Annotated in this window: 25 protein-coding genes; 15 read left to right on the forward strand and 10 right to left on the reverse strand. The window is 72.1% G+C overall.

The genetic code is table 11. The annotated features are described in order from the left end of the window. Positions 1 to 4: 4 nt before the first annotated feature. Both ACZ4SF_RS27825 and ACZ4SF_RS27830 read right to left on the reverse strand, forming a co-directional pair. Entirely contained in the window at positions 5 to 1,378 is a 1,374-nt protein-coding gene (locus ACZ4SF_RS27825) for a S41 family peptidase (protein ID WP_468389493.1), read from the reverse strand. 143 nt (positions 1,379 to 1,521) lie between these two features. After that, positions 1,522 to 1,890, reverse strand: a complete 369-nt coding sequence (locus tag ACZ4SF_RS27830) for a winged helix-turn-helix transcriptional regulator (RefSeq protein WP_468389248.1) — start codon at positions 1,888 to 1,890, stop codon at positions 1,522 to 1,524. Positions 1,891 to 2,019: 129 nt separating this feature from the next. On the opposite strand from ACZ4SF_RS27830, the gene ACZ4SF_RS27835 reads away from it, so the two are divergent. From ACZ4SF_RS27835 to ACZ4SF_RS27870, 8 genes are all read left to right on the forward strand, one after another. Further along, the gene (locus tag ACZ4SF_RS27835; RefSeq protein WP_468389250.1) at positions 2,020 to 2,670 is read left to right on the forward strand and encodes an FMN-dependent NADH-azoreductase; all 651 of its coding nucleotides are present in this window, start codon (positions 2,020 to 2,022) and stop codon (positions 2,668 to 2,670) included. A gap of 96 nt (positions 2,671 to 2,766) precedes the next feature. Then, on the forward strand, positions 2,767 to 3,375 hold the full coding sequence (locus tag ACZ4SF_RS27840) for a flavin reductase family protein (protein ID WP_468389252.1): 609 nt from the start codon (positions 2,767 to 2,769) through the stop codon (positions 3,373 to 3,375). Between the two features lie 252 nt (positions 3,376 to 3,627). Then, a complete protein-coding gene (locus ACZ4SF_RS27845; RefSeq protein WP_468389254.1) occupies positions 3,628 to 3,909 on the forward strand; it encodes a hypothetical protein in 282 nt (93 codons plus the stop codon). A 64-nt stretch (positions 3,910 to 3,973) separates the two neighbouring features. After that, entirely contained in the window at positions 3,974 to 4,756 is a 783-nt protein-coding gene (locus ACZ4SF_RS27850) for a YqjF family protein (RefSeq protein WP_468389256.1), read from the forward strand. After that, the gene (locus ACZ4SF_RS27855) at positions 4,753 to 4,896 is read left to right on the forward strand and encodes a hypothetical protein (protein ID WP_468389257.1); all 144 of its coding nucleotides are present in this window, start codon (positions 4,753 to 4,755) and stop codon (positions 4,894 to 4,896) included. Before ACZ4SF_RS27850 ends, ACZ4SF_RS27855 begins: the two co-directional genes overlap by 4 nt. Positions 4,897 to 5,129: 233 nt before the next feature. After that, on the forward strand, positions 5,130 to 6,038 hold the full coding sequence (locus ACZ4SF_RS27860; RefSeq protein ID WP_468389259.1) for a DMT family transporter: 909 nt from the start codon (positions 5,130 to 5,132) through the stop codon (positions 6,036 to 6,038). Positions 6,039 to 6,399: 361 nt separating this feature from the next. Next, positions 6,400 to 7,380, forward strand: a complete 981-nt coding sequence (locus ACZ4SF_RS27865) for a pirin family protein (RefSeq protein WP_468389261.1) — start codon at positions 6,400 to 6,402, stop codon at positions 7,378 to 7,380. Positions 7,381 to 7,598: 218 nt separating this feature from the next. After that, positions 7,599 to 10,382, forward strand: coding sequence for a patatin-like protein (locus ACZ4SF_RS27870; protein WP_468389263.1), 2,784 nt, complete (start codon positions 7,599 to 7,601; stop codon positions 10,380 to 10,382). 161 nt (positions 10,383 to 10,543) lie between these two features. Here ACZ4SF_RS27870 and ACZ4SF_RS27875 read toward each other — a convergent pair whose 3' ends face one another. Next, complete coding sequence (locus tag ACZ4SF_RS27875) at positions 10,544 to 12,109, reverse strand: SpoIIE family protein phosphatase (protein ID WP_468389265.1); 1,566 nt, start codon at positions 12,107 to 12,109, stop codon at positions 10,544 to 10,546. A gap of 1 nt (position 12,110) precedes the next feature. Continuing rightward, the gene (locus ACZ4SF_RS27880; RefSeq protein WP_468389267.1) at positions 12,111 to 12,821 is read right to left on the reverse strand and encodes a methanogen output domain 1-containing protein; all 711 of its coding nucleotides are present in this window, start codon (positions 12,819 to 12,821) and stop codon (positions 12,111 to 12,113) included. 276 nt (positions 12,822 to 13,097) lie between these two features. On the opposite strand from ACZ4SF_RS27880, the gene ACZ4SF_RS27885 reads away from it, so the two are divergent. Then, the gene (locus tag ACZ4SF_RS27885) at positions 13,098 to 13,253 is read left to right on the forward strand and encodes a DUF6131 family protein (RefSeq protein WP_468389269.1); all 156 of its coding nucleotides are present in this window, start codon (positions 13,098 to 13,100) and stop codon (positions 13,251 to 13,253) included. 250 nt (positions 13,254 to 13,503) lie between these two features. Here the strand turns inward: ACZ4SF_RS27885 and ACZ4SF_RS27890 are convergent, their stop codons facing one another. Beyond that, positions 13,504 to 16,356: a M4 family metallopeptidase gene (locus ACZ4SF_RS27890; RefSeq protein WP_468389271.1), complete on the reverse strand. Its 2,853-nt coding sequence runs from the start codon at positions 16,354 to 16,356 to the stop codon at positions 13,504 to 13,506. Positions 16,357 to 16,689: 333 nt separating this feature from the next. On the opposite strand from ACZ4SF_RS27890, the gene ACZ4SF_RS27895 reads away from it, so the two are divergent. After that, the gene (locus ACZ4SF_RS27895; RefSeq protein WP_468389273.1) at positions 16,690 to 17,463 is read left to right on the forward strand and encodes a polysaccharide deacetylase family protein; all 774 of its coding nucleotides are present in this window, start codon (positions 16,690 to 16,692) and stop codon (positions 17,461 to 17,463) included. A 152-nt stretch (positions 17,464 to 17,615) separates the two neighbouring features. Here the strand turns inward: ACZ4SF_RS27895 and ACZ4SF_RS27900 are convergent, their stop codons facing one another. After that, entirely contained in the window at positions 17,616 to 18,506 is an 891-nt protein-coding gene (locus tag ACZ4SF_RS27900; RefSeq protein WP_468389275.1) for an SDR family oxidoreductase, read from the reverse strand. A gap of 80 nt (positions 18,507 to 18,586) precedes the next feature. Further along, positions 18,587 to 18,769 carry a hypothetical protein gene (locus ACZ4SF_RS27905; RefSeq protein WP_468389277.1) on the reverse strand — a complete coding sequence of 61 codons (183 nt, stop codon included), beginning with the start codon at positions 18,767 to 18,769 and terminating at the stop codon, positions 18,587 to 18,589. Between the two features lie 704 nt (positions 18,770 to 19,473). Here ACZ4SF_RS27905 and ACZ4SF_RS27910 point away from each other — a divergent pair. Then, positions 19,474 to 20,202 (forward strand): hypothetical protein, encoded by a 729-nt coding sequence (locus ACZ4SF_RS27910; protein WP_468389279.1) that lies wholly within the window; start codon positions 19,474 to 19,476, stop codon positions 20,200 to 20,202. 136 nt (positions 20,203 to 20,338) lie between these two features. After that, positions 20,339 to 20,728 (forward strand): VOC family protein, encoded by a 390-nt coding sequence (locus ACZ4SF_RS27915; RefSeq protein WP_468389281.1) that lies wholly within the window; start codon positions 20,339 to 20,341, stop codon positions 20,726 to 20,728. 93 nt (positions 20,729 to 20,821) lie between these two features. Here the strand turns inward: ACZ4SF_RS27915 and bla are convergent, their stop codons facing one another. After that, positions 20,822 to 21,673, reverse strand: a complete 852-nt coding sequence (gene bla / locus ACZ4SF_RS27920) for a class A beta-lactamase (protein ID WP_468389496.1) — start codon at positions 21,671 to 21,673, stop codon at positions 20,822 to 20,824. Between the two features lie 207 nt (positions 21,674 to 21,880). Between bla and ACZ4SF_RS27925 the strand changes: the two genes are divergently transcribed. Further along, entirely contained in the window at positions 21,881 to 23,071 is a 1,191-nt protein-coding gene (locus ACZ4SF_RS27925; RefSeq protein ID WP_468389282.1) for a LysR family transcriptional regulator, read from the forward strand. An 11-nt stretch (positions 23,072 to 23,082) separates the two neighbouring features. Further along, on the forward strand, positions 23,083 to 24,003 hold the full coding sequence (locus tag ACZ4SF_RS27930; RefSeq protein ID WP_468389284.1) for a serine hydrolase: 921 nt from the start codon (positions 23,083 to 23,085) through the stop codon (positions 24,001 to 24,003). Between the two features lie 203 nt (positions 24,004 to 24,206). On the opposite strand, the gene ACZ4SF_RS27935 is transcribed toward ACZ4SF_RS27930, so the two are convergent. After that, complete coding sequence (locus ACZ4SF_RS27935) at positions 24,207 to 24,863, reverse strand: response regulator (RefSeq protein WP_468389286.1); 657 nt, start codon at positions 24,861 to 24,863, stop codon at positions 24,207 to 24,209. After that, positions 24,860 to 26,044: a sensor histidine kinase gene (locus ACZ4SF_RS27940; protein WP_468389288.1), complete on the reverse strand. Its 1,185-nt coding sequence runs from the start codon at positions 26,042 to 26,044 to the stop codon at positions 24,860 to 24,862. Before ACZ4SF_RS27940 ends, ACZ4SF_RS27935 begins: the two co-directional genes overlap by 4 nt. Before the next feature lie 198 nt (positions 26,045 to 26,242). On the opposite strand from ACZ4SF_RS27940, the gene ACZ4SF_RS27945 reads away from it, so the two are divergent. Further along, positions 26,243 to 26,809, forward strand: a complete 567-nt coding sequence (locus ACZ4SF_RS27945; protein WP_468389290.1) for a GlcG/HbpS family heme-binding protein — start codon at positions 26,243 to 26,245, stop codon at positions 26,807 to 26,809. Positions 26,810 to 26,822 lie beyond the last annotated feature (13 nt).

Consider the following 26,822-nt stretch of genomic DNA (forward strand, 5'->3'; position numbering starts at 1 on the left):
GGGATCAGCCGGGTGCGCGCAGAAACGCGACCGCGCGGTCGAACGCCGAGTCGCGGTTGTTCGCGAACTCCTCCTCGGTGAAGACCGGTACGAAGATGTGCGGCGGGATGCCCGTGCCGTCGAAGGTGCGGCCGGTCCGGGTCAGGTACTCCTCGTTCGGCAGGGTGAAGGACATGCCGCCGGGCAGGCTCCGCGTCAACGGGTCCGAGAAGACGCCCTGGGTGGGCTGCCCGACGCGTACGGTGCGGCCGGGACGGTCGAACAGGGCCTGGGCGAAGGTCTCGCCGGCGCTGACCGTCGATCCGCCGGTGAGGACCGCGACCGGGCCGGTGAACCGCGGGGCGTCGGCCGGGACGACGCGTACGGGCTGGGGCCGGGTGTACCGGCCGGGGTCGTCCGGGTCGTTGCGGGCGCGTTTGGCGTAGGCGGTGTAGGGGGTGTCGGTCAGCCGTGCCGCCGTCCGGATGCCGAGGGCGTCGGAGCCGCCGTCGTTCACGCGCAGGTCGATGACGAGCCCTTTCAGGCGCCGGACCCGGTCCGCGGTGAGGACGGTGTCGAGCGTCCGGTCGAGTTCCCTCCGGTTCGCGGCGTAGGGCGCGTCGTCGCCCGCGTAGAACTCGAAGGCGGAGATCCGCAGGTAGCCGAGGTCGCCGGGCAGGTCGGCATAGGTGATCAGCCCCTCGGCGAAGTCCTGCCGGCCGGTTGCGTGCCGCAGGTCGCGGGTTTCGACGAACTCCTTCACCTTCGCTTCCAGTTCCTCGCTCGGCAGCTCGGTTCCGGGCCGTGGCTCGAAGAAGTCGCGGTCGTCGTCCTCGACCGTGACATGGATGTCGTACAGGGGTCGCAACATGCGGCTGAAGATGCCGAAGAGTTCGGGTCCGGTGGTGTTCGGGCGCACCTGTGACCGGTAGCGGTCGCGGACGGCGTGCCAGTCGACGCCCTTCTGCGCGAAGAAGGGGTAGTTCTCCTCGAAGGTCTGCCAGAGCGCGTCGAAGCCGGACCGGGGGTCCTCGGGGGCCGGACGGGTGCAGTCGGCGGGCAGGGCGCGGATCCGGGTGAGCTGCCGGTGTCCGACCGAACCGGCCGTGGTGAGCCGGGCGTGGTCGCGGTCGCGGCCGCTCCGTACGGTGAGGACGGTGCCGTCGGGGGTGGTGTAGGCGCCGAAGCTGGTCTGCCGTGCGGACTCGCCTTCGAGGCAGCTGACGGAGGTGACCTGGTACTCCCGCAGGGTTCCCCGGCCGAGGAGGAGCACGGTGCCGTAGCCGTCTGTCCGCCATACTCCGTCGATGGCCGGCGAGCGCGGTGGCGCGACGGTCGCGGTCGGTACGGCCATGGCGGCGAGGGCCAGGGCGGCGACGGTGGCCGTGACGATGTGCACGAGCGGGTCCTCCGGATGCGGGCCGTACACCACCACCGTGTACGACGCCCGTGCCGTGCGCCATCCGGGGGACCGGGACACGGGCGGCCGGGGAGGCGTCCAGGGCGCCCGGGCCGTCGCCGGGCAGGCGCTCAGGGCTGTCGCTACAGCGTCGTCTCGGTGCAGGCGGTTCCCTGCGGCAGGTGACCCTTCGCCCACTCAGCCAGTTCCCGCAGCGCGGGCTCCAGCGCCGCGCCGGCCTCGGTCAGCCGGTAGGAGACGCGCAGCGGCGGGCCCTCGTCCACCTGGCGCAGGACGAGGCCGGCCGCACCGAGTTCGGCGAGCCGGTCGGACAGCATGCGCTCGCTGATACCCGGGACGGCCCGCCGGAGGTCGGCGAAGTAGGCGGGCTGTTCCACCAGGACGGCCACGATCGGGCCGCTCCAGCGCTTTCCGAGCAGCTGGAAGACACGGGTGATGCCGTCGTCCACCCGCTTGCATGCCGCGCTGTCGTGAATCTGCTCCGCCGCCATGGTCTCAGGGTACCGGTCCGTATGCAGGTGAGAAAAAGTAAGTACCTATGATAGAAGTAGTACAGTACGAAACATCAGCCGTCACGCCGTGGTGTGGCGGCTCCCTTTCCCCTTCCTGGAGAGATCCCAATGGCCACCCTGCTGCACATCGACTCCTCCGTGCTCCCGACCGAGGCCTCGTCCTCCCGTGCCGTGACGGCGGCGTTCCGCAAGCACTGGGAGGAGCTGCACCCGCAGGGCACCGTCGTCTACCGCGACCTGGCGGCGCAGCCCGTCCCGCACATCACCGCCGACGCGCACCTCGCGGGCTTCCTGGACCCGGCCGCCCACACGCCGGGGCAGGTGGCGGCCTTCGCCGAGCGCGTGCGGCTGATCGAGGAGCTGGAGCAGGCCGACGCGGTGCTGATCGGCGCCCCGATGTACAACTACTCGATCCCGTCGACGCTCAAGGCCTGGCTGGACAACGTGATCCTCTTCGGCCGGACGGCGGGCGAGAGCCAGTCCGCGAAGGGCACCCCGGTGACCGTCGTAGCCAGCCGCGGCGGCTCCTACGCGCCGGGCACCCCGCGCGAGCCGTACGAGTACGTGCAGAACTACCTCACGGCCGTGCTCGCCGACGCCCTCGGCATGGAGACGTCCTTCATCGTCCCGGAGCTGACCATGGCGCCGCAGAACCCGGCGATGGCCGAGCTGGTCCCGCTGTACGAGGCCTCCCGTGACCGCGCCTTCGAGGACGCGGCCGAGCAGGCGCAGCGACTCGCGGAGCGCATCGCGGCCTGAGCCGGGTCCGGCCGGGTACCGCCGGCAACCGGTCATCGCGCCTTATGAGGGGGGTGGGGTGCACACGGCGTGCACCCCACCGCTTAGCGTGCTGCCATGCGTGTCGACTACTCACCGGAAGCCATGGGCCCCGGATCGTTCTACCGTCTGCTCACGGACGTCGTCGTACCCCGGCCGATCGCCTGGGTCTCCACCCTGACGCCGGACGGCGCGACGGCGAATCTGGCTCCGCACTCGTTCTTCACGGTGGCCAGCACCGAGCCGCCCATCGTGCAGTTCACCTCGGTGGGCCGCAAGGACTCCCTGCGCAACGTGGAGGCGACGGGCGAGTTCGTCGTCAACTTCACGCCCGAGCCGCTCTTCGCCGAGGTCAACGCGACGGCGACCGACTTTCCCCGCGACGAGGGCGAGTTCGACGCCGTGGGCATCGAGCGGGAGCCCTCGCTGCGGGTGCGGCCGCCGCGCGTGGCCGCGTCCCCGGTCGCCCTGGAGTGCACGCTGCACTCGACGCTGCGGCTGGGCAACTCGACGGTGGTGTTCGGCCGGGTCGTGCACGCCGCGGTCCGTGAGGACGTGCTGGTGTCCGGCCGGCCCGACATCGGCCTGCTGCGCCCCCTGTCCCGCCTGGGCGGCAACGAGTGGGGCACGATCGGCGAGGTCCAGGAGCTGGCCCGGGTGCCCTACCAGGAGCCGGCCCGCGGCTGACCGGACCTGCCGGCGGTATGCGGCCGGCGTCAGGCCAGGACGAGCACCGGCGGACGCCCCGGCACGGCACCGGACGCGGCCTGTCTACGTGCCGGGCCGCCCCTCGGTGCGGAGTTCACCGGAGTCCGGCCCCTGTACTCGACCGTCGGCCTCGCTGTCCCTGGCCGCCGCACACGGCCAACGTGGGGACACGCGGGAGCGGCGCCTGCGCGGTGCGGCGCCGGGCGCCCGGGTCGGTGGAAACCTGCGCCCATGAAGAACCCTCCCAGCGTCAGCAGTTACGTCGACCGGGTCACCGCGGGCCCGGGCGGCGCGATGACCGACGAGGTCGGCGTCATCACCGGCGATCTCACCGTCGCGACGATCCTGCGGTCCGACGGGCACAGCGTGCGCGTGGCCGTCCAGCACTCCGGCAGCGACACCTGGTACACGCTCACCGGAAGCCCCGCCCCGGTGCCCGCCGGGCAACTCGCGGCCTACCACCGGGACCTGCTCGGGCGCATCCGCCGCGGCGGCGGCACCCGCGCCACCTGACCCGGCCCTGCGAAGGCGGCGGGCCCACGGGTTTCGGCGCGGGCCTCCAGGGGAGTCGGTGCCCGTGGTCTCGTACGGACCGGAGCAGCGCGTGCACGTGCCCGCGCTGCGTGCCGGCTGGCTCACCCAGACCTTCGTGCACTGGGCCTACTCCCCCGACCAGGTCCAGCGCCTGCTGCCGGACGGCCTGGTCGTCGACACCTTCGACGGAGCGGCGTGGGTCAGCCTCACCCCGTTCGTCATGACCGGTGTGCACCCGCCGGGCTCCCCTGCCGCCCTGCCCGCCTTCCGGGAGACCAACCTGCGGACCTACGTCCGCGACCGGGACGGCCGGGACGGGCTGTGGTTCCTGTCCGTCGAGGTGTCCTGTGCGGTGATGCTGGCGGCCCGCACGGTCGGGGTGCCGTACCACCTCGGCCGTCTGGAGGTGTCGCGGGACGGCGGGGTCCTGGCCTACGCCGGCGCCCGGCGGGGCGCCGGGCCCCGGTACCACGTGACCGTCCGGACCGGCGAGCCCATCCGCCCCGATCGCCGGGACGTGTGGCTGACGTCGCGGTGGCGGGCCTTCACCCGGCAGCTCGGCATGATCTGGGAGACACCCGTCGAGCACGCGCCGTGGCCGCTGCGCGAGGCGCGCCTGGAACGTGCCGAGGAGACCCTGACCCGGGCGGCGGGGCTGCCCCCGCCCGGAACCGAACCGCTCGTGCACTTCTCGGACGGCCTGCCCAAGGTCCGCCTGGGCATCTCCCACCCCGTCCGGCCTGTCCGCGGCCGGCCGGCCGGCGCCGGTGCGCCGGGATCACCGCACCCTCGACGTCACGGCACGCGCCAAGAGGGCTCGCCATGAACCGCCCCCGTACGCAACGGCCCGCCGGCAAGAGCAGCGCCGACATGAAGCTGCTCGGCATCCACCTCAACGACCACCTCGCCGACGCCACCGCGGGCAGCCGGCCGGCGCTGCGCACGGGCGGCACGGACAGCACCTGACCCGAGACTGACCGCCCGGTCCATTGCTCGCGCCGCACGCCGGTCAGGCCCCCGGGAGTCGAGCCGGTGGCGGATCACCCTGCTCGCGTTCGCGCTGGTCGCCGGGCCGGCCGACCCGGCGTACCGGCCGGGCCCGGCCCCCTGCCCGGACCGCGGTTCCGCGTGTCCTTCCGTAGGCTGAGGAGTGCCCCGAGGCTCCGTCGGCAGATGTCCCCGCAGGCAGGAGAACGGTCGTGATCGAACTGGCCGCGGCGTTCGCCGTGGCGGGAGCGGCGAGCAACGCCGTGGGCACCGCCTTCCAGCGCAAGGCGGCGTCCGTCTCCCACCGCCGCGGCCTCCGGCTGGTCGCGGAGCTGGCGCGCCAGCCGTTCTGGCTGATCGGCATGGCCGGAGTGGTGTGCGCGGCACTGTTCCAGAGCCTGGCCCTGGTCAACGGCCCGCTCGCGCTGGTCCAGCCGCTCTTCATTCTCGAACTGCCGTTCGCCCTGCTCGTCGCCGGCCCGCTGATGCACCGGCGAATGCCGCCCTGGGGCTGGTGGGGTGTCGGCGGCTGTGTGGCGGGCCTCGCCGTCCTGCTGATCGCCGCCGCCCCGCACGGCGCCAGCGCCCAGGCGCCCCTCGTCCGCTGGATCCCGGCCCTGTGCCTCTGCCTCGGCGCGATGGCGGCCGCAGTGCTGCTGGCCGGCCATGGGCACTCGCCGACCCGGCGCGCCGCGCTGCTGGCGGCGGCCTCAGCGACGGGCAACGCCCTGACCGCCGCTCTGCTGAAGTCGGCCACCGGCACCTTCGCCGACCACGGCTTCACGGCCTTCCTGCGGTCCTGGCAGACGTACGGCTTCGCACTCGCCGGGACAGCTGCCGTGATCCTGCTGGAGAACGCACTCCAGGCCGGCCCGCTGGCCGCGGCGCAGCCCGCATTGACCATCGGCGACGCCGTGGTGAGCCTGACGCTGGGCATCACCCTGTTCGACGAACGGGTCCGCACGGGCTGGTGGCTCGTGCCGGAGGTGGGCGGTGCCGTGCTGATCGTGGTGGGGGTGGTGGTCCTCAGCCGGGCGGTGCAGCGCATCACCGTGCTGCCGACCGCGGCGGAGCGGGCCGGGCGCACCGGGGAGGCGGGGCAGCGGCGCCTGTCGCCATAGGGCGGACGGAGTGGGACGGCGACCCTGCCCGGTCCCGGCCTGACCGCCCTGCCCGGCCTGGCCGGCCTGGCCGGCCTGCTGCGCGGCTTCCCCCGCGTGTGCGTCCCTGGCCGCGGCATCCAAGCGTGCCGGCGTCACGGCTGCCGGGCCGTCGGCGCCGCTTCACTGCTCGGCCCGCACCGGATGCCTGCTCCTGATCGAAAAGATCCGCCGGTCGGCGCCGGCCGGGACGGGACTGGCCAACCTGGACTCCTCGGGGTGCCCGGCCGGTTCCTCGCGGACGACGCGTGCGCGGTCCCGGCGTCGGAGCTATGCTCAAATTGGTTGAACCTAAAACTATTACGGATGGGAGGTGGGCCTGGTGAGCAACACCGAAGTGAAGCCCGCCGAGACACGTTGCGGCTCCTCCCCCGAGGCGGCCCCCGCGGACGCCTCGGCGCCGGCGGAGGTGCTCACGCCCCGCGATGTGCCCCTGGGCGGGCCCCGTGCGATGACGGTGCGGCGCACCCTGCCCCAACGGGCCCGCAGCCTCATCGGCGCCTGGTGCTTCGCCGACCACTACGGCCCCGACGACGTCTCGCGCACCGGCGGCATGGACGTCGCCCCGCACCCGCACACCGGGCTGCAGACCGTGAGCTGGCTGTTCAGCGGCGAGATCGAGCACCGCGACAGCCTCGGCAGCCACGCCTTCGTGCGGCCCGGCGAGCTGAACCTCATGACCGGCGGGCACGGCATCAGCCACTCCGAGGTCTCCACACCCGGGACCACGGTGCTGCACGGCGTCCAGCTGTGGGTCGCGCTCCCCCGGGAACACCAGCACACGGCGCGGGACTTCCAGCACCACGTACCGGAACCGGTGCACCTCGACGGCGCCGTACTGCGCGTGTTCCTCGGCTCCCTCGCCGGAGCGGTCTCCCCCGTGCGCACCTTCACCCCGCTGCTCGGCGCCGAGATCACCCTGGAGCCGCACGCCACGGTCACACTGTCCGCCGACCCTGGTTTCGAGCACGGCGTCCTCGTCGACCAGGGTGAGATCAGCGCCGCCGGAACCACGCTGCAGCCGGCCGAGCTGGGATATCTCAGCGTCGGCCGCGACACCGTCACGCTCGTCAACGAATCCACCGGTCCGGCCCGCCTCGTCCTGCTCGGGGGACCGCCGTTCGGTGAGGAGATCATCATGTGGTGGAACTTCATCTGCCGGACGCACGAAGAGGTCGTACAGGCCCGCGAGGACTGGATGCAGGGGTCCCGGTTCGGCGAGGTGAGGGGCTACGACGGGGATCGCCTGCCGGCACCGGAACTGCCGCACGTGCCGCTGAAGCCGCGCGGACGCGCACGCTGACCCGCGAAGAGCCGGGCTTCCCGCACCGGGCGCCCTCCCCCGTGAGCGATCACCGGACGCCCTCCCCTCGAGTGATCACCGGGACGCCCTCCCCTTGAGCGATCCCGGGGCGCCCTCTCTGCGAGCGATGGTGCCGCCATGCCCCCGGTCGGGTGGCGCCATCTCGGGCGGGGCATCCGTATCAGTTGCGTATCGTAACGCATGATTACTCTACGTATATGGATGTCGTCGAGGAGACCCGTCTTGCCCTCGTCCTCAACGGCGGCGTGAGCCTCGCCGTCTGGATGGGTGGTGTCACTCATGAACTGGATCTGTTGCGGCGGGCGTCACGCAGCCTGCAGACCGGAGTGCCGGAGCGTGTGAAGCCGGAGGACCGGGCCGGCTTCGAGCTGTGGCAACGCGTCATCCGCGAAGCCCGCACGCGGGTGGTGGTGGATGTCGTGTCGGGCACGTCCGCGGGCGGACTGAACGGCTCCTTCCTCGCCGCCGCCATCGGCAGAGGAACGGATCTGCCCGATCTGCGCGCCACCTGGCAGACGGCTGCCGCGCTCACGAGGGACCGCTTGCTGAAGAACCCGCCCTACAACAGCCTCCTCGACGGCCGGTACTTCCAGGACGAGGTCGGCAGGATCCTCGACTCCATGTGCGGCAGTGAGCGTGAGGCGGAACCGGTCACCCTCTTCGTCACGGCGACCGCCCTCGACGGCCTGCCGGAGTACGTGCAGGACAGCTTCGGAGGCCGGTTCCAGGTCGCCGACCATCGTCGGCTCTACAGGTTCCAGCACGATCCCCACGCGGTGGTCTTCCGCAAGGCCGGTGCGGAGGGCGACGCGTGGAAACCTCAGGCCGACGGCCGCAGGGACTTCCTCGACAACACGGTCCTGGACCGACTGCGCCTGGCCGCGCGCGCCTCGGCCGGCTTTCCTGTCGCCTTCGCGCCCGTGGACGAATCGCCGCTGCTCCTGCAGCGCGTGCGGCCCGCCCCGGAGATCCCCAGCCAGGGCAGGGACAGAGCGAGCTGGATCGTCGATGGAGGGGTACTGAACAACGCCCCCTTCGGGCCCGTTCTGGCGGCGATCAGCGACCGGCAGGTGGACGGCCCCGTCCGGCGGGTCGTGGTCTACATCGTGCCCTCCAGCGGAATCATCGACCCGCACGAGCAACACCGGCCACCGTGCAAGGCGGCCGAGTGGCCGTCGGTACTCGGTACGGCCGTCAGCTATCCACGGGAGGCCGATTTCCGCAGCGGAGCGGCGGAGTTGCAGGACCGGATGAACCGGGAGTCGTTCGACCGCCACCTGGAGTTCTTCCGCTGCCTGATCGACGCCGCGGAGAGGAAGGAGAGAGCCAGGGCCCGGCGCCGCATGCGCCGGTTGCTCCACCGAACGGCGCAGACCTGCGCCGAAGCCGAGCCGGCCACGGAAGGAAAGGAATGCGACCTGGTCGAACTCGCCTCCTCACTCTTCGTCCACTACCGCAAGAGCCGCGTCAGAGGCGTGCTCTGGAAGGTACGGCAGTTGCGAGAGGAAGGACGCGGGGTACGGTCCCTGGCGCGCATCCGGCTCGAGGACGTCGAGGCAGTTCTGAGAACCGGCCCGAAGCTTCGGTGGGTCCCCGACGGGAGCGACGCCTTGCATGCCTCCCCGGATGCTGCATGGACGTGGGGTGGCAGTGTTGCCGAGCGCCTGATCTGGACCCTGGTCAGCGACATCGAACAGCGACTCAGAGACGGCATCGCCGGGCCGCGCGAGGAGGCCGACTGCACCAGCCGGGCTCCGGCGGCGCTGACCCACAGCCTGGGTGAGCTGAGTTCCTGCGTCCGGATCGTCCGTGCCGTCCAGGAGGCCGTCTTCAGCCAGATCCGCAATGCGTCCCAAGCCGGCGGTGACCCGACCCGCCGTCTCGACCCCGAGCAAGGCCCCGCCGAGATGGTGAACAGGGTCTACAGAACGCTCGGAGTGGCCGAGGTCCTGCGGGAACAGGTACGACGGGCCATCGAGGAGTACAACAAGGCGGTCTACGGCGTCGATCCGACGGACCGGCGCGCACAGGAGAAGAACGCACAGCGGGCCAAGCAGACACTGAGCTTCTGCCTCGCCGCAGAAGTGGTGGCCGGGGCAAGCGCCTCGTCCGAGCAACTGGCCGAATACACTCCGCAGTTCGAGTTTCTCCGGCTGGGTCCGGACGAGTTCAGTCCGCTCTTCCCGCACGACAAGTTCGCCCCGCTCGGCGACCGCAAACTCTACGGCATCCGACTCAATCACTTCGGCGCATTCGTCAGACCCGAGTGGCGGACATCCGACTTCGCCTGGGGACGGCTGGACGCCTCGCACCACCTGCTGCGCCTGTTCATCCCCGATCAACAGGAGCGGAAGCGCACCGAGACGGAGATGCACGAAGCGGTCCTCCGGGCCGAGAACTTCAGCAAGCAGGACATGGAGAAGAACCTGAGGGAACTGGCGGAACCCGACGAATCGAGGCTCTTCAAACGCTATCTCGACACCCGTGAGGGGAGATACACCTTCGGCAGGATGACCGAAGGGGCGCTGAGCATGCTCACGGGCAAGGGCGCCCCCGAGCGAAGCGCCCATGCTCAGGCCGGGAAGGTCATGTTCTGGCGAAGCTTCGGCCGGCGGGTGAAATTCCGCCGTGCCGCGCGGCAGTGGGTGTCGTCGCTGAACCAACTGTTCGGGGTGTCACGGCTGATCGCATGGCCGGCACGCACGTGGTGGTGGCGACGCGTCAGGAAGAATCCCAAGAAGGCCATGGGTATCACGTTGCAATCCGTGTTCCTCGCCGTTGCCACGTGCATCCTCGTCCCCTTCGGCATCGGCGAAGCGATCAACCACTTCGCCGATGAGAAATGGGCGTGGCAGGACGTGCTGATCAAAGCCCCTGCCATTCTGGCCGCTGTACTTGCCGTCGAATACGTCGGCACCGCCATCTACTACTTCTTCAAGTTCCGCATCCAGCAACGACGCGCGGAGCGGAACGCCGCGTGACGGACGGGGCGGCCTGTGAGCCGCCGCTCCGTCCATCACGCGGCGGGCCTGGGGCAGGTGACGTCCTCCGACGGCAGGCGGCCTGTCGCGAGGTACTTGACGGACCGTGTCGTCCATCCAGCCCCTGCCGGCGGCGGCGTAGACCCACCGGGCGCCAGGTGTCAGCCTCCGGCGGGAAAACGGACGGTCAGAAGGGCCCGGTCGTCAGGGAGTTCCGTGTCCGGCTGCTGGAGGAGCAGCGCGCAGACGTCGCGGACGTCGAGGCCGGCGGTGGAGCGCGCGGACCGCAGGAGGCGCTCCAGACCGACGTCGAGGCTCTCGCCACGACGTTCGATCAGGCCGTCCGTGTAGCAGACGAGTGTGGCGTCGCCGGGCACCTCGATCTCGCGCTGGGGGTAGTCGACGCAGCGCACCGGACCGAGCGGCGGGGCGAGAGCCCCCTCCAGGTAGCGGGCGGTGCCGTCGGCGTCGATCAGCAGGGGCGGCGGGTGGCCGGCGCGGGCGTACCGCAGGACACGGGTGCGGCGGTCGTAGGCGGCGTAGCAGGCGGTGGCCATCAGGCCTTGGTGGTAGGTGCCGAGGAAGTCGTTCAGCTCGGCCAGGACCGTGCCGGGGCGGGTGCCGCTGCGCCGGGCGATGGTGCGCAGCACCGTGGTGATCTGGGCCATGGCGGTTGCCTCGGCGATGCCGTGCCCGGCGACGTCCCCGATGGTGAGGCCGACCGTGTGCTCGTCCAGGAGGTGCACGTCGTACCAGTCGCCGCCGACGTCGACCAACTGCGTACCGGGGGCGTAGCCGCTGGCGATGTCCAGATAGCCGACGCGGGGCAGGGTGGGCAGCAGGCTGCGCTGCAGGCGTTCGGCGAGGCGGTGCTCGTGCTCGAACAGGCCGGCCCGGCGGACGGCCTGGGCGATCTGCTGGGCGATGGCGACGATGTGCTCCTCGTCGGGGGCCGTGTCCGGCGCGTACCGGATCACCAGGTTGCCCAGCGTCACGCCTTCCGCCTGCAGTGCGACCCGGCGCGCCGCGTCGGCGGACGCGACGGGTCCGGCCGCCCCGCGGGTCCCGTCCAGGTCGACCCAGGCGGCGGAGGGGGCCAGGGGGCTGTCGGTGGGGCCGAGCGAGGGCACGATGCGCTGCACGTGCAGTTCCAGGAGCACGCTCTGCGCGTCCAGGGCCTGCGGGGCGCACTTGTGGACGGCCTCGCACACGTCCGTCAGGTCGGCGCTGGCGGCGAGGGCGGCCGTGAGCCGGTAGAGCCGCTGCATCCGGGCGCGGGCTTCGGTCTCCCGGCGCAGCAGTTCGGCGCGCTGTTCGGCGATGGCCCGGCGGTAGGCGGTCTGCTGGTGCATCAGTTCCACGCGCTGGCTCAGGGCGACGAACCGGTCGCCCGCGTCGAGCCGGGACAGCTGCAGCTGCACGGCCGGCTCGGGTCCTTCCCACCAGCGGGCGCGCGCGCCGTGGCAACGCAGGCGTACGGGTCTTCCGTCGCTGCCGCAGACGGTGATCACGCCGGGCAGCGGGGAGCCGCTGCCCATCCAGCGGCCGAGCTGCCGGCGCAGCCCGTCCGGGTCCTGGACCAGCGCGGCCAGCTCGGCTCCGGGAGTCAGGCAGTCGACGGCCCTGCGGCTGGCGCTGTTGGCGGCCAGGATGCGTCCCGACGCACTGCAGACGACGACCGCGTGGGGCAGAAGTCCGGTGACGGCCCGGAACAGAGCCAGGCTCACCTCACAGATCCGCGGGAGTCGAGCCGGCGGCCTGTTCACCGGGCAGCTGGACGTCGCCGTAGTACTCGCGGCCCAGCTCCTCGTCCATTTCCGCGCCGGGGTCGAGATGGACGACGACGCGGCAGCCGGAGCTCCCGCGGGCGATCGTCTCCTGCAGCTCCACCCGGGCGTAGCCGAGGTTCTGGGCGGCGATGGTGCCGAAGACGTTCGACGTCATCATGCACATCGACTCGCGGCCCTGAACCTTCTCGGCGAACGGGCAGCTGCGGCTGCCCAGGACTATCTGCTCGTCGTCCTGCGAGATGAGGTAGAAGTCGCCCTTGATGCGCTGCTTGAGGTCGACCAGCACGTCGGCGACCTGGTCCCGGTTCAGGCGGGGCAGCCCGAGTGCCTGCGTGTAGGCCTCGTTGATCTGCGAGCCGACCGACTGACCGACCAGGCTGATGTATCCCGAAGCCTCCTCCAGTCCGATGACGGTCTCCAGCGATGTCGCCAGTTCGCGGACGAGGCCTCGCATGAACACGTCCCGGTCCAGGTGTACGTTCGCTTCTGCGGCGCGGCTCACGGAGTCCCCTTTCGGCCCTCGTAGGTTTTCCTCGGCGGGGAGCGAGCCCCTGTCCTCCGCACCAACATAGCCGAAGGCGGTGCGCCCGTTGATCCGCTCGCCGACCGGTTCGTACCGCGCCTCGGGGACCTGGGGGGACCTGTTCACGGGCCGCGTGTACCCAGCGGCGGGAGGTGCATGCCGAAGCACCCAGGGCCCGGCGAAGCAAGGCCACCGCGGCAGGCAATCTTGATTTCTTCCCTGCTTCCACGAGAAACCCTCAGTTTCCCTGGCGTGACCCTGCGTGTCGCCTTGGGTGTCTCCCCAGGGGTGTCCCGGACGGCTGCCCCTGGGCTGCACGCGAAAGGTTTTCCCGCCTCCGGTGCACGGACGCCCGGATCGGGGGCACTCGTACAACGGAAGTACTAGCAGCTGGAGGCAACCATGATCGCCCTCGGCGTCATCCTGCTCATCATCGGCTTCGTCACGGGCATATCGATCCTGTGGACGATCGGGATCATCCTTCTGGTGGTCGGGGCCATCCTCTGGATCCTGGGTTCCATGGGTCACGCGGTCGCCGGCCGACGCCACTATTGGTGAACGGCCCCGTCGCGCCGACGACTCGGCTCGACGGAAAGCGGCCGCGCCGAGCTGTCGCCCGGCCCGGTCACGGTCGTCGCCCCCCAAATGGAGATCGCGCAACAGCGCGATCTCCATCACGTGGTGCAGCATTCCCCAGCGCATTCCCCAGTGCATTCCCCGAGTGCCGCAGTTCCCGGTGCAGCCGTACCCGGTGCAGCAGCGGTGCGGCTCGCCGGAGGGGACTCCGGCGAGCCGCTGGTGACCACGGTCAGGCGCACTTGCCGGTGGGGCGGGCCCGGGTCACCACGTCGCTGACGCCGGTGGTGGCGTCCAGCCAGATGACACGGGAGCCGCCGGCCGCGGCGGCGGAGAGCTGCTCGCCCCGGTTGCAGGAGACCCGGCCGCGCCGGATGCCGCCGCCCTGGTGGTCCGGGGTGAACTGCCAGAGCTTGGCGAGTGCCGCGTTGGTCAGCTCGGACGACGGTGTCCGGGCGACCACCGTCACCGCGTCCGCGGAGGCCGTCACGTCCGAGACGTCCAGGGCGTCGGGCCCGCTCTCCGGGCTGAGATCGGTGATGCCGGTGCCGTCGAGCGCGGCACGGCGCAGGGCGGTGGCGCCGTTCTGGCCGACCGTGTCGAGCAGCCAGTAGACGTGGTCGCCGGTGAGGGCCGTCGGGCCGAGGCTGGTCTGCGGTGCGGCCTGCTGGATCACCCGCTCCTCGCCGGTGGCCACGTCGATCAGCCGGGTGGTGGACTCGTACACCGCGCGGACGCGCTGCCGGTCCTGGTAGACGATCCTGCCGTGGCTCACGGACGGAAAGGTGGCCCGGTGGTAGGTGCCGCCGCCGATGGAGACGACGTTCGACGGGTCCTTCAGGCTCAGATAGGCCACGCCGGCCCGGCCGCCGTAGTTGTTGTAGGCGAAGGCCACGACGTCACCGTCCACGCCCAGGGCCGTGCCGACACTGCGGCCGTGCCACAGGGTGCGCACCGGTCCGCCGGCGAGGGGGCGGGCCAGGATGTCCACACCGGAGGGCCCGTGCGCCTGCCACACCACCGTCTTGCCGTCCGTGGCCGGATTGACGTGATAGCGGCCGTCGTTGGGGCTCATCAGTTTCAGCTGCCCCTTGCCGTCGGTGCGGCCGGCCCAGACCGAGTACGGCTCGGAGCCGGACTCGTCGGAGTTCGAGGCGACCCACCACCCGCCGCCGGCGCCGAGGTGGGTGTCGTAGGTGTTGACGCGGGAGAGCAGCACGTCGGAGTCGATACCGAGGGCCTTCTCCCACAGGGGGACGATGCCGTGCGCGGTGAAGGCCTTCTGGACCGCGGCGACCTTCTTCCCGCCGATCTTGAGCTGCTTGGCCGCGGCGACGACCGCGTTGCGGCCCTGGGTGAAGCCGTCGAGCGGGGTGAGGTACTCGGTGAGCGCCCTGTAGACGAGCGCGTCGGCGACGTCGGGACCGAGTTCCTCGCGGATGTCCCACAGCGCGCCGGCGAAGATGCTGGAGTTGAGGTGCACGCCGCCGTTGTCGGTGCCGAATCCGACGCCGAGGAAGGAACCGGCGGTGGTGCGGCCGTCGTTCAGGTCGCGGATGGCGCAGGCGCGCGGGTCCTTGGTACGGCACAGTGTCTCGCCGAGGAGGCCGGAGTCCGGGTCGTCCATGGAGAGGTGGCGGGCGTCCGACTCGATGGCGTTGCCGAAGTAGTCGGCGAGGGCCTCGTTCATGGCGCCGGACTGGCCCGCGTAGACCAGAGCGGCGGAGTGCTCGATGACACCGTGGGTCATCTCGTGACCCACGACGTCAAGCGCGGCCGACAGGGGCCGGTACTCGGCGTCACCGGAGCCGTATACCATCTTCTGGCCGTCCCAGAAGGCGTTGACGTAGGGCAGCCCGTAGTTGGTCGCTCCGACCAGGGAGTTGACGGTCATGCCGTGCCCGTCGAGGCTGTCCCGGCCGAACTTGGTGCGGTAGTAGTCGTAGACCTGTGCGGCGGCCCAGTGGGCGTCGACGGCGCCGGACTCGGTGGCCTCGGTGCCGAACTGCGGGCTGGGCGAAGCGAATTCCTGCAGGCCGTCGGGCCAGGTGCCGGACAGGTCGCTCACCCATCGGCCGCGCGCGTCCCAGGTGGCCAGGGCGTTGTCCGGGGCGCTCTGGATGCGGGTGCGGTCGCGCAGCACGTAGGCGTCGCGGCTGTCGTCGTGGGTGATGCCCAGCGGGACGGTGGTGCCGTCCAGGCGGACACCGGAGCCGGGGGTGCCGGGCGCGGGTTCGCCGGCGGGCGCCGCGCCGCTCCGGGCGGCCGCGCTGCCCCGGGCACGCGCCGCACGGTCCTGGGCGGCGGCGCTGCCCTGGGTGTGCGCCGCACTGATCCGGGCGGCCGCACGGCTCTCGCCGGCGGTGGTGCCCGGGGCGGCGGTCGTGCCGGGTGCGCCGAAGGTGCGGACCCCGCTGTACTGCAGGACCGGGTAGCCGGCCCGGGCGTCGATGTACACCTCGCGCAGCACCGGTTCGCCGTGCGCCGGGTCGGTGCCGCGGACGGTGACGTGCCGGGTGAGGACACCGGTTCCGTCGGGCACGACGACCAGGCCGTGGGAGGTACCGGTGAGGGGCGAGCCCGTGTCCTCCTCGTCCGGGCCTGCGCTGAACGCGCGCGCGGCAAGGTCCTGTCGGACGGCGTCGACCGCGCGCTCGACGGCCAGCGCGTCGTCGACCTCGGCGGCCGTGGCGGCCCGCAGTCCGGTGAAGTAGTGGCCGGAGGTGCCGGTGACGATCCGACGGCCGTCCTTCCGCTCCATGCGGACGATGTACTGGCCGCCCAGGACCGGGATCCCATGATGTGTCTGCTGCAGCCGCACGGTCTCCCTGCCGCCGGACGTGAGCGTGCCGGCGGGTCTCAGGTCGCGGCCCGGATCGGCGATCCGGTAGCGGTCCTCGCGTGCGGCGAGGTAGGCGCGTGCGGCGCCCGCGGCGGTGCGAGCCGCCGGTGCCGGTTCCCTGAGGCCGTCCACCAGGGCGGGGGTCTTCGTGTCCTCCCCCACCGCGGTGGTCCCGGGTGCCGACGGTGCGGCGTCGGCGGGAGCCGCCGAGACGACGAGTGCGGCGGCGCCCAGGAGCGCCACCGCACTGGATAAGGCGTTCCGCTGTCTTCTCGATGCTTGTGCCGCGCACTCCGAGCGCGTTCCGGCATGGCGCACTGTGTCCCCAACCCCCCACGCAGATAAGCCCGTTACCGGCAGCGGGCCGCCGCCGGGAGGCCTATTGGAAGCGCTGGTGCGCCCGTGCAGCAACAGGCCGGACGAGACGACGGGTGATTTCCGGCCCCCTGCGGGCAGCCGGTGTTGCGGGGGCGCCCCGGAATTGTCCGCGATCTGTAACAGAGGGATCCTCCGGCCGCGCCCGCCCGTCCTGCCAGGTGCACGGAACCAGTCGACACACCAGGGGGCGGGACGGACATGGCGCGGCATGGCGGGCGGGGATGGTACGGCCGGGTGGTCGCGGCGGCACTCGGAGTCACGGCGGTGGCCGCCGCCACCTCGGTGTGGACCGCGCAGGCCGGCCAGTCCGGCGACGCGTCTGCGGCCCCGGGTGTCTCGGCGCGGCCGGCCGCGCCGAAGGCGAAGCCCGTGTCCGCGGCCATCGTCCACGCCTCCGACGGGGGCGCACACGCGGTCAACATCACCATCGACGACGGCCCGGACCCGGCCTGGACCCCGCAGGTGCTCCAAGTGCTGCGGGACAACGGCGTGAAGGCGACCTTCTGCATGGTCGGCACGCAGGCTGAGGCGCACCCGGATCTGGTCCGGCAGGTGGTGGCGGCCGGGCACCGGCTGTGCAACCACACGGTGGCGCACGACACCACGATGGACAGGAAGTCCCAGGCCTATCAGTCGCAGCAGATCGTGGACGCCGAGCGGCAGATCACCAAGGCGTCCGGCGGCGTACGGCCGATGTACTACCGGGCCCCGGGCGGCGCCTTCACCCCGTACAGCCGGAAACTGGCGGCGTCGCACGGGATGCGGCCGCTGGGCTGGAACGTGGACTCAAAGGACTTCCAGCGGCCGGGCACCCAGGCCATCGTCTCCACCGTCAAGGGCGAGGTGACCAACGGCCCGACGATCCTCTTCCACGACGCGGGCGGTGACCGCTCCCAGACGGTGGCCGCGCTGCGCACCCTGCTGCCGTGGCTGAAGCAGCAGGGGTACTCCTTCGGTTTCCCGGTGCACTGAGGCATCGCCGCTGCGCCCTTTGGGGCTGCTTGCGAAAGGCGCCCCGGCCGGGGGCGCCTTTCGCATGTCGTCGGCCTCAACGGCTCTTGCAGCCGCCCCGTCCGGTGGAGATCTCCGTCCGGGCGGCTGGACGTCCCTGTCGTGACGTGTCGTCAGGGCAGCGGTGTGCCGCCGGTCGCGTTGAGGATCTCCGCCGTGATGAAGCCGGCCTCGGGCGAGGCCAGATAGACATAGGCGGGGGCCAGTTCGGCGGGCTGGGCCGGGCGGCCGAGCGGGCTCTGCTTGCCGAACTCCGCGGTGTCCGGCATGGTCGACGGGATGAGCGGAGTCCACACCGGCCCCGGCGCGACCGCGTTGACCCGGACGCCGCGCTCGGCGACCATCTGGGCCAGCCCCTGGGTGAAGGTGACGATCGCGCCCTTGGTCATCGCGTAGTCCAGCAGATGCGGGCTGGGCTTGTACGCCTGCACCGACGTGGAGTTGATGACGCAGCCGCCGGACGGGATGTGCGGCAGGGCGAACTTGGTCAGCCAGAACATCCCGTACAGGTTGGTCCGCATCACCCGGTCGAACTGCTCGGTGCTGATCGCCTCGATTCCGTCCGGCTGGGACATCTGATAGGCGGCGTTGTTCACCAGGACGTCGATCCGGCCGAACTCGTCGACGGCCCGCTCGATCAGTGACCGGCAGTTGCCCTCGTCACGGAGGTCGCAGGACACGGCGACCGCCTTGCGTCCCGCGTCCTCCACCAGCCGGGAGGTCTCGCGGGCGTCGTCCTCCTCCTCGGCGAGATGGGTGAAGAGCACATCGGCACCCTCACGGGCGAAGGCGAGCGCCACCGCCCGGCCGATGCCGGAGTCCCCTCCCGTGATCACGGTGCTACGGCCGTCGAGACGGCCGGCGCCGCGGTAGGACTCCTCGCCGTGGTCGGGCGGCGGGTCCATCGGTCCGGTCCAGCCCGGATGCGGCTGTTCCTGGGAGGGGAAGTCGGGGCGGGCATGCTGTGTCACCGGGTTCGGCCGGTCACCGTGCCGGTCCTTCACAGTGGCCTCCTGCGTCTCGGGCGGACGGAGCAGGCGACCGGGTTCCCTCCTCACGACGGGCGAAAAGCGCCCGGTGCCGGTCAGACGGTCGGGGCGTTCCGCCCCGCGGCGCGCATGTGGTCCCTGCGAGCGAGGTTGTAGATCCGCAGGAGGTGCTTCGCCACGGCACAGGGCGCGGCGTCGACATGGCACTGGCGGCACGTCCGCATGTGCTGCTCGTAGGTGAAGCGCGCGTCTTCCAGCGCATCGTTGACAGTAGACATGGCCTTCTCCGGGCAGGGCGCGTCCGGGGACGGCGCCGAGTTGACTGACTGGTACACCCGGAACAAGGTGATCATGTTACTGGCGGTACTGGGAAACCCGTCGTGCCACCCGCCTCCGACCAGTGCTTTTCACCCCGGCCGACGCCTCCCCGACCATGCCGGTGCGCTTTCCGGACGCAGCCGTCCCCCCACGCACCGAGGCCGCCGAAGGCCCGGCCCGGCCCGCCCGGGCAGGACGCAGCCGCAAGTCCCAAAAGGGGGTCCGTCCCGCTTGTGAGTGAGAGCAGGTTCTGAGAGTCGATCGGGGATCGGCGAGGGTACGGCGCCCTGTTGTCGATCTTGCTCTGGCAAAGGAACTTTTGTGAGAGCCCGGATCCGCGCGCGCGTACGCGCGTCCAAGAGCACTTCGACGCCGGAGCCGACCACGTCAGTTTCCACCTCATGACCACCACACCCGCCTCCCCGTCCGTACGGCAGTGGGAGCAACTCGCCATGCACCTCCCCGTCTGACCAACGCGGACCGGAGGAGGTGCAGGGCAAGCATGGAGACTTCCTGGCTCTCCTTGTCCTGCCCGGTCAGGTCACCGTCCTCGCCGTGGAACAGGTCGTGGTTGGCGGAGTTCCAGTTCTCCACGACCTGGAGCCCGGGCCGCCGGGCGAGGGCGGGGTGGGCTCGGTGCTTGCACGGAGGGCAGACTGGACGGATGAACGACCTTCCCCTGGTCCACCTGGAAGCCGCTCCGGAGCGGTACGGCCGCCTGCGCGTCCAGGCCGGCGACCTCTCCCCCGCCCGCTGGCTCGCCGTGGGCGGCCCCGGGTGCGGCGCCTTCGGCACGGTGGCGGGGGTGGCCGCGGCGGGCTTCGCCGCGTACGCGCGGATCCTGCACCCGGCCTCGCTGGACGAGCGGCCCGTGCGCTGGTCGACAGTGGCCGCCGCGCACGGGACCCAGGTGACGCCGGGCATCCGCTGGCACCAGGTCGTCGGCATGGACCTCGACTACTACAAGGCCTCCGAGTACGGCCTGCCCGGCGTATGGGACGAACACCCCGGCGAGGGACCGACGCCGCCCGACGTCGCCGAGGCGCTCCTGCCCGTACTGACCCGGCACACCCGCACCCCGGAGCGCTGCTGGTTCGGGCTGTGGAGCGGGTACGGCCGCTGGGACTTCGACGCGTTCCCGGCGTTCGAGACACCCGGCCGGAGCGAGGTGCTGCTCGCCGGCGCCCTGGCCGACGCGGCCTCGCCGGTGCAGCTGGACCGGTTCGCCGAGCTGCCCGACCTGTGGTGGCCCGAGGACCGCGCCTGGTGCGTGGGCGGCGACGTGGACCTGGTCGGCACCTACGTCGGCGGAACCCCGGAACTGATCGCCGACCTGCTGGCGGCCCCGGGCCTGGAGGCACACCCCGTGGCACCGGACGACCCGGTCAGCTGAAGCCGCGGCCGCCCGTCACGGGCCGATCTCCGTGGACGCCCTCGCACGTCCGTGGTTACGATCGGCAACGGCATCGCGTGCCGGTCACCGACTGGGTGAGGCATGGAGGCGCCAGGACATGCCCAGGAGGCATTCCTTGTCAGTCGAGTTGAACCACACCATCGTCCATTCCCGCGACAACCGTGAATCCGCCCGGTTCCTCGCGGAGTTGCTGGACCTCGAGATCACCACGGAGTGGGGCCCGTTCGTCGCCGTCGGTCTGAGCAACGGCGTCACCCTGGACTTCGCGACGATCCCCGAGGAGAAGATCACCCCGCAGCACTACGCCTTCCTGGTCTCCGAGGAGGAGTTCGAAGCGGCGTACGCCCGGATCGTCGGGCGCGGCATCGAGCACTACGCGGATCCGCACATGCGCGAGCCGGGCACGATCAATCACCATGACGGTGGCCGCGGGGTGTACTTCATGGACCCGTCGGGTCACGCCATGGAACTCATCACCGTCCCGTACGGCGGCTGGCCGGCGTAAGTGCGAAGGGGGGCCGCGTCCGGCGAGGATGCGGCCCTCCGCCATGCCCGTGCACGACGTGTTCCGGACGGCCGGATCCGGTGCGGTGAAGTGCTACTCGCCGGGAGCGACGATGCGGGCCGCGATGCGCGCCGCGTCCTCGATCAGCTTCTCGTCCACTGCGGCGTCCTCCGTCGGCTTGGTGGACAGGACGGCCAGTACGACGGGTGTCCCACGGGTCGTCCAGGCGACGCCGATGTCGTTCGCGGTCGCGTACGAGCCCGTACCGGTCTTGTCGGCCAGGACCCAGTCCCGCGGCAGGCCGGCACGGAACCGCGCCTTGCTGGTGGTGTTGCCCTTGAGCCACGCGACGAACTGCTCGCGGTCGGCGCCCGACAGCGCCCGGCCCAGGGTGAGCCGCTCCAGGCTCGCTGCGACGGCCTCCGGGGACGTCGTGTCGCGCAGGTCCCCGGGGATCGCGGTGTTCAGCTCCGGCTCCCACCGGTCCAGCCGGCTCACGTCGTCGCCGAGCGAGCGATGGAAACGGGTGAGGCCCGCGGGCCCGCCGATCTCACGGAGCAGCAGGTTGCCGGCCGCGTTGTCGCTGTACTGGATCGCCGCCGCACACAGATCGGCCACGGTCATACCGGTGGCCTGGTTCTCTGTCGTGCGCGGCGAGTTGGGCAGGAGGTCGTTCGGCGGGTAGTGGACCACCCGGTCCAGCGGCGCGCAGCCGGCATGGTCGCGCAGGACCGCCGCCGCGGCGAACGCCTTGAACGTCGAACACATCGGGAACCGCTCCCCCGCCCGGTGGGCGACGGTCCGCCCGGTGCGGACGTTGCGGACGTACACGCCGAGCCGGGCGCCGTGACGCCGCTCCAGATCAGCCAACTCGTGCTGTCCCGCACGTGATCGGGCACTCGGGGCCGCGGACGCGGCGGACCCGGAGAGCACGGTGGCGGTCATGGCGGCGCCGGTGACCGCGAGGCCTGCCCTGATCAGGTGGCGGCGCGGCAGCGGGGTGGGGCGGTCGGGGCTGGTCATGGGTCGCTTCCTCCGGTCGGGTCCGTCGTCGGCTTGTGGATCTTCGACGGGAACAGCGAAACAGCAGAAGACCTCCCATGTCCAAGAGTGAAGTTGGAAGATCCCATGCCTTATTGATATGAGTGCCGGGTGGATCTCCTTGCACACCTGGACGCGTACGTGGTGACGGCCGACGAGGCGAGCTTTTCCCGGGCGGCCGACCGGCTCGGAATCGCCCAGCCGTTGCTCAGCCGGCGTGTCAAGACGCTGGAGGAGCACTTCGGCGGGCTGCTGTTCGACCGTTCCCGGCGGCAGATCGCGACCACCGAGCTGGGGGAGCTACTGCTCCCGTACGCGCGGGACGTCCTGGACCGCGCGCAGCGGCTGCGGCAGGCCGCCCGCTCGGCCCGGCGCTCACGGGTGCACGCCGTCGGCGTGCCCCCGGACTGCGCCCCGGCGGCACTGGCCCGCGCGATCCGCGCCGGCACCGAGCACGGCGTCACCCTGGGCATGCGTGAACTGCCGCCCGCGGAAAGGGTTTCCGGGCTGTCCGACGGTTCGCTCGCCTGCGCGCTGTTGCGGATCGTGCCGGAACAGGCCGCGTTCCGGGTGCCGTTGGGGCTGGCGTCCATGGCGGGGCCGGAGGGCACGGAGCGGGGGTCTCGGCGCGCGGTCCACCTCGAAGAACTACGGCCGCGCCGTGGTCGCGCCGCCGACCCCGCCGGCCCGCCACCCCTGCTGCTTCTGACGGAGGACCAGGAGCCCCGTTTCGAGGATCGTCTGGCGCGGGCCGTCGCCCGCGCGGGACTGCCGGGTTCGCGGATCCGGCCGGCCGGTCCGGCCGCCACCGCGCTCGCCGAGACGCTGGCCGGGCGGACGCTGCTGCTGTGCTCCGAGCCGTTCGCCCGGCAGCACGGAGCGCACTGGGCGCCCCTCGCGGACCGGTCACTGCACCGGGGGTACGACGTGAGAGCCGCCCCGGACCGGAAGGGCGCGGGAGACGTGCGAGGCCGGAACGGCGCGGGAGAGGTGCCGGGCTGGAGCGGCGCGGGAGACACCCCAGGCCGAAACGACGCAGGAGACACCCCAGGCCGAAACGACGCAGGAGACACCCCAGGCCGAAACGGCGCGGGGGACGTGCCGGGCCGGAACGGCGCAGGAGACATGCCGGGCCGGAACGGCGCAGGAGACATGCCGGGCTGGAGCGGGGCGGGGGACGTGCCGGGCTGGTTGGCTGCGCAGCTTGCGTCGGCCGTGGGCGCCGTACCCGCCCGGCGTGGCGGAGCGGAGCCCGGTGCCGGAGACGAGGACCTCCCCGCGCGGCTGGCGGCACGCGGATGAGCGCCCCCGCCGTGCAGCACCCCGTGTACACCGGCGGCGACGGTTCCCTCCTGGACGTCGCCGAGACGATCGCCACGGAGTGGGCGGCACTCGGCGTCCGCGGCTCCTTCCTCGCCCGCAACATCGACACCGGTGACCAACTCGGCTTCGACACGGACGCGTCGATGCCGCTGGCATCGGTGGTGAAGGTCCCGCTCGCCCTGGTCGTGCTGGACCGGATCGCGTCCGGGGACCTCGCCGCGGCGCACCCGGTGAGGGTCGACCCGGGCACCAGCAGCGTCGGTCCCACCGGGCTGGCCGCCTTCCGGCACCCGGCCACCGTGGCCGTCGGCGACCTGCTCCTGCTGATGCTGTCGGTGAGCGACAACGCCGCGGCGGACGCGCTGCTCGGCCTGGTGCCGGTGACGGAGGTCGACGCGCGGCTGCGGGCGTGGGGATGCGACGGGATTCGGATGCGGCACCGGATGAACCACCTCTACGAGTGCGCCGCCGGTGCCGCCGGCAACGACTTCTCCCTCGCACTGGAACTGGCCGTCAGGGACGAGCGGGCGGCCCGGCACACCATCGAGACCCTGGACCCGGCCCACGCCAACGCGGGCTCGGCCGCGGCGCTCGTGGACCTGCTGCAGCGCGTGTGGCGCGACGAGATCGCCAGTCCCCCCGCGACGGCTGAACTGCGCCGGCTGATGGGTCTGCAGGTCTTCACACACCGGCTGGCGAGTGAACTGCGCGCGGACACGCTGCGGTGGAGTGGGAAGACCGGTACGTTCCTGCACCTCCGGCACGAGATCGGGGTGGTGGAGGCGGACTCCGGGGACCGGGTGGCGATGGCCGCGCTGACCCGTGCGGACCGCTGCGCGGGGGTGGCCGCGGACATCGACCTGGCGATCGGGGTTGCGGGGCGGGAGGCGTTCGAGACGTTGCGGGGCTGAAGGGGTGTGCGCGTGAGCGCCGTCGGGGTGCGGGTCCTGGGGCGACAGCGGGTCCGTCGTCGGTTGTTCGCGCAGTTCCCCGCGCCCCTAGGTGGTCGGTGGTTGTCCACGCAGTTCCCCGCGGCCCTGCGTCGGTGGTTGCCCGCGTGGTTTTCCGGGCACCTTCGGGGGCGATTCCGTGACTGGGTGTGCTCGACGCGTTGTCAGGGCAGCAGGCGTTGTTCCTTCGCCACCGCCACCGCGCCCGCCCAGGTGTCGACGCCGAGTTTGTCGTAGATGCGGCGCAGGTGGGTCTTGACGGTGGCCTCGCTGATGTAGAGGGCGCGGGCGATGGCGTGGTTGGACAGGCCGCGGGAGAGGTGGGCGAGGATGTCCTGTTCGCGCGGGGTGAGGGCGGGGCGCGGATTGCGCAGGCGGGACATCACGCGGTCGGCGACCGGAGGCGAGAGCGCCGGGCGGCCCTGGGCGGCGGCGTGGATGGCCGTGAAGAGGTCCTCGGCACGCTCGGCCTTCAGCAGATAGCCGGTGGCGCCGGCCTCGACGGCGCGTGTGACGTCGGCGTCGGTGTCGTACGTGGTGAGGACCAGGACGTGCGGGGCCGGTGATGTGGCGCGCAGCCGGCGGGTCGTCTCCACGCCGTCGATACCGTCGCCCAGTTGCAGATCCATGAGGACGACGTCCGGTGCGGTCTTGCGGGTGAGAGCGAGGGCCTCCTCGCCGCTGCCGGCCTCGCCCACCACCTCGATGTCCGGGGCGCTGTGCAGGAGGGCGAGCAGTCCGGCGCGTACGACGGCGTGGTCGTCGCAGACCAGGATGCGGACCGGGGTGCGGGCGGCGGCCGGCTCGGGACTGTGGGTCATCTCGGCTCCAGGGGGATCGCCGCCGACAGGGCCGTGCCCTCGCCCGGTGCCGACTCGATGGTGAGGGTGCCGCCCAGCTGGCGCAGGCGGGCGCGGATGGCGGGCAGGCCGTGGCCGCGCGGTTCGCCGGCCGCTTCGGGAATGGTGCGGGTGCTCGGGTCGAAACCGCGGCCGTCGTCCGTGACGTCCAGGACGATCTGGTCGTCCAGGCAGGTCAGGGTGAGCGTGGCGGTCGTGGCGGCCGCATGTTCGCGGACGTTGGCGAGAGCGCCCTGGGCGATGCGCAGCAGGGCGGACTCCACGGTGGCGGGCAGCGGGTCGGGCGGGGTGCCCTCGGAGTGGACGCGGACGGTGAGCGCGGAGGTCGTCTCGCGTTCGGCGACGGCGTGCAGGGCACGGAGCAGGCCGCCGCCCTCGGCGAGGTCGGCCGGGGTCAGGTCGTGGACGAAGCGGCGCGCCTCGGCGAGGCTGCGCTCGGCGATCGCCGCCGCCGTACGGACGTGGTCCCGGGCGGTGTCCGGTGCCGTGTCCCACAGCCGGTCCGCGGCCTGGAGCAGCATGCGCTGGCTGGAGAGGCCCTGGGCGAGGGCGTCGTGGATCTCCCGGGCGAGCCGTTCGCGTTCGGCGAGGGTGCCCTCGCGGCGTTCGGTGGCGGCGAGATCGCGCCTGGTGCGGACCAGGTCGTCGATCAGGGCGTCCCGGCGGGCCGCCTGGCGTTGCATGACGACGAAGACGGTGGTGGCCACGGCGGCCACCGCGGGCGGTGCGAGCAGCACGTTCGGGTCCGGCCAGCCGGCCAGGCTGAGCTGGGCGGCCACCGCCAGCGCCGTCAGCACGGCCACGAGCGGGATCGCGGCGCGCGGCGGGAGGGTGCGCAGGCCGGTGTAGAAGAGCGGGACCGCGCACCAGGCGAAGCTCGGGGCGAGGACGACGAGCAGCGCCCAGGCGGCCACGACCAGGCCGAGCCAGGTCAGCCGGCGCGGGGTGGGGTGGGTGCCGAGGACGGGGCCGAGGACGTAGAGCGCGGCCAGCAGCGCGGACAGGGCGATGACCCCGGGGGTGTGCGGTCCGTCGGCGTGCCGGGCCAGGTAGCGCGCGACGGACGCGGACAACAGCACGAAGAACGCCGTGTGCATGACGACGGTGAGGGCGCGGGTGTCGTCGCGCTCGGGTCCGGGCATCGTCGGCACCTCCCTCCGCTCCGCGCTGAACTGGGCAAACACCCTCCATTCTTCCCTGGCCCGGTGGGCGCGGGGTCATCCGATCGGATGACCCCCGGGACGACCGGTCCGGCGACGGGACGCGGCCCGGGCCGGACCGAGGATCGGTTCCGGGAGCGACTGCGCCCCTGCCCCTGCCCTACCGGAAGGTTCCTCAGCATGCCCAGCCGCAAGAAGCCGTCTGCCCGTACCCGTGTCCTCGTGGGCGGCGCCGCCCTGGCCCTCGTCGGTGCCGGAGTCCTCGGCACGGTCGCCGCCAACGCCGCCGACTCCGCCGAGGCCACGCCTGCCACCGCTCCGGTGGCGGCCCGCCACGGCGAGCTGACCCAGAGCACGCATCTCACCCTGGACGCCGCCACGAAGGCGGCGCAGGCCGCGGTGGAGGCCGCCGAGAAGGACGGCCGGCACGTGACCGTGGCCGTCGTCGACCGCAACGGCAACACCCTCGTCGTCCTGCGCGGCGACGGGGCGGGCCCGCAGTCGTACGAGTCCGCGGAGCGCAAGGCGTTCACCGCCGTGTCCTGGAACGCGCCGACCTCGGAGCTGGTCAAGCGGCTGGCGCAGGCGCCGACCCTGAAGGACATCCCGGGCACGCTGTTCCTCGCGGGCGGTACGCCGGTGACCGCCAAGGGCGCTCCGGTCGCGGGCATCGGCGTGGCCGGCGCTCCCTCGGGCGACCTGGACGAGCAGTACGCGCAGGCGGGCGCGGCGGTCCTCGGCCACTGACGCAGGCCACCGC

The organism is Streptomyces sp. NPDC027663, from assembly GCF_055566415.1.

Bases quoted from the DNA above. Each gene is read 5' to 3' on its own strand.
- ACZ4SF_RS27845 (WP_468389254.1), top strand. From the start codon at position 3,628: ATGAAGAACCCTCCCAGCGTCAGCAGTTACGTCGACCGGGTCACCGCG.
- ACZ4SF_RS27855 (WP_468389257.1), top strand. From the start codon at position 4,753: ATGAACCGCCCCCGTACGCAACGGCCCGCCGGCAAGAGCAGCGCCGAC.
- ACZ4SF_RS27945 (WP_468389290.1), top strand. From the start codon at position 26,243: ATGCCCAGCCGCAAGAAGCCGTCTGCCCGTACCCGTGTCCTCGTGGGC.
- ACZ4SF_RS27940 (WP_468389288.1), bottom strand. From the start codon at position 26,044: ATGCCCGGACCCGAGCGCGACGACACCCGCGCCCTCACCGTCGTCATG.
- ACZ4SF_RS27895 (WP_468389273.1), top strand. From the start codon at position 16,690: ATGGCGCGGCATGGCGGGCGGGGATGGTACGGCCGGGTGGTCGCGGCG.
- ACZ4SF_RS27935 (WP_468389286.1), bottom strand. From the start codon at position 24,863: ATGACCCACAGTCCCGAGCCGGCCGCCGCCCGCACCCCGGTCCGCATC.
- ACZ4SF_RS27870 (WP_468389263.1), top strand. From the start codon at position 7,599: ATGGATGTCGTCGAGGAGACCCGTCTTGCCCTCGTCCTCAACGGCGGC.
- ACZ4SF_RS27905 (WP_468389277.1), bottom strand. From the start codon at position 18,769: ATGTCTACTGTCAACGATGCGCTGGAAGACGCGCGCTTCACCTACGAG.
- ACZ4SF_RS27885 (WP_468389269.1), top strand. From the start codon at position 13,098: ATGATCGCCCTCGGCGTCATCCTGCTCATCATCGGCTTCGTCACGGGC.
- ACZ4SF_RS27910 (WP_468389279.1), top strand. From the start codon at position 19,474: ATGAACGACCTTCCCCTGGTCCACCTGGAAGCCGCTCCGGAGCGGTAC.
- ACZ4SF_RS27840 (WP_468389252.1), top strand. From the start codon at position 2,767: ATGCGTGTCGACTACTCACCGGAAGCCATGGGCCCCGGATCGTTCTAC.
- bla (WP_468389496.1), bottom strand. From the start codon at position 21,673: ATGACCGCCACCGTGCTCTCCGGGTCCGCCGCGTCCGCGGCCCCGAGT.
- ACZ4SF_RS27835 (WP_468389250.1), top strand. From the start codon at position 2,020: ATGGCCACCCTGCTGCACATCGACTCCTCCGTGCTCCCGACCGAGGCC.
- ACZ4SF_RS27830 (WP_468389248.1), bottom strand. From the start codon at position 1,890: ATGGCGGCGGAGCAGATTCACGACAGCGCGGCATGCAAGCGGGTGGAC.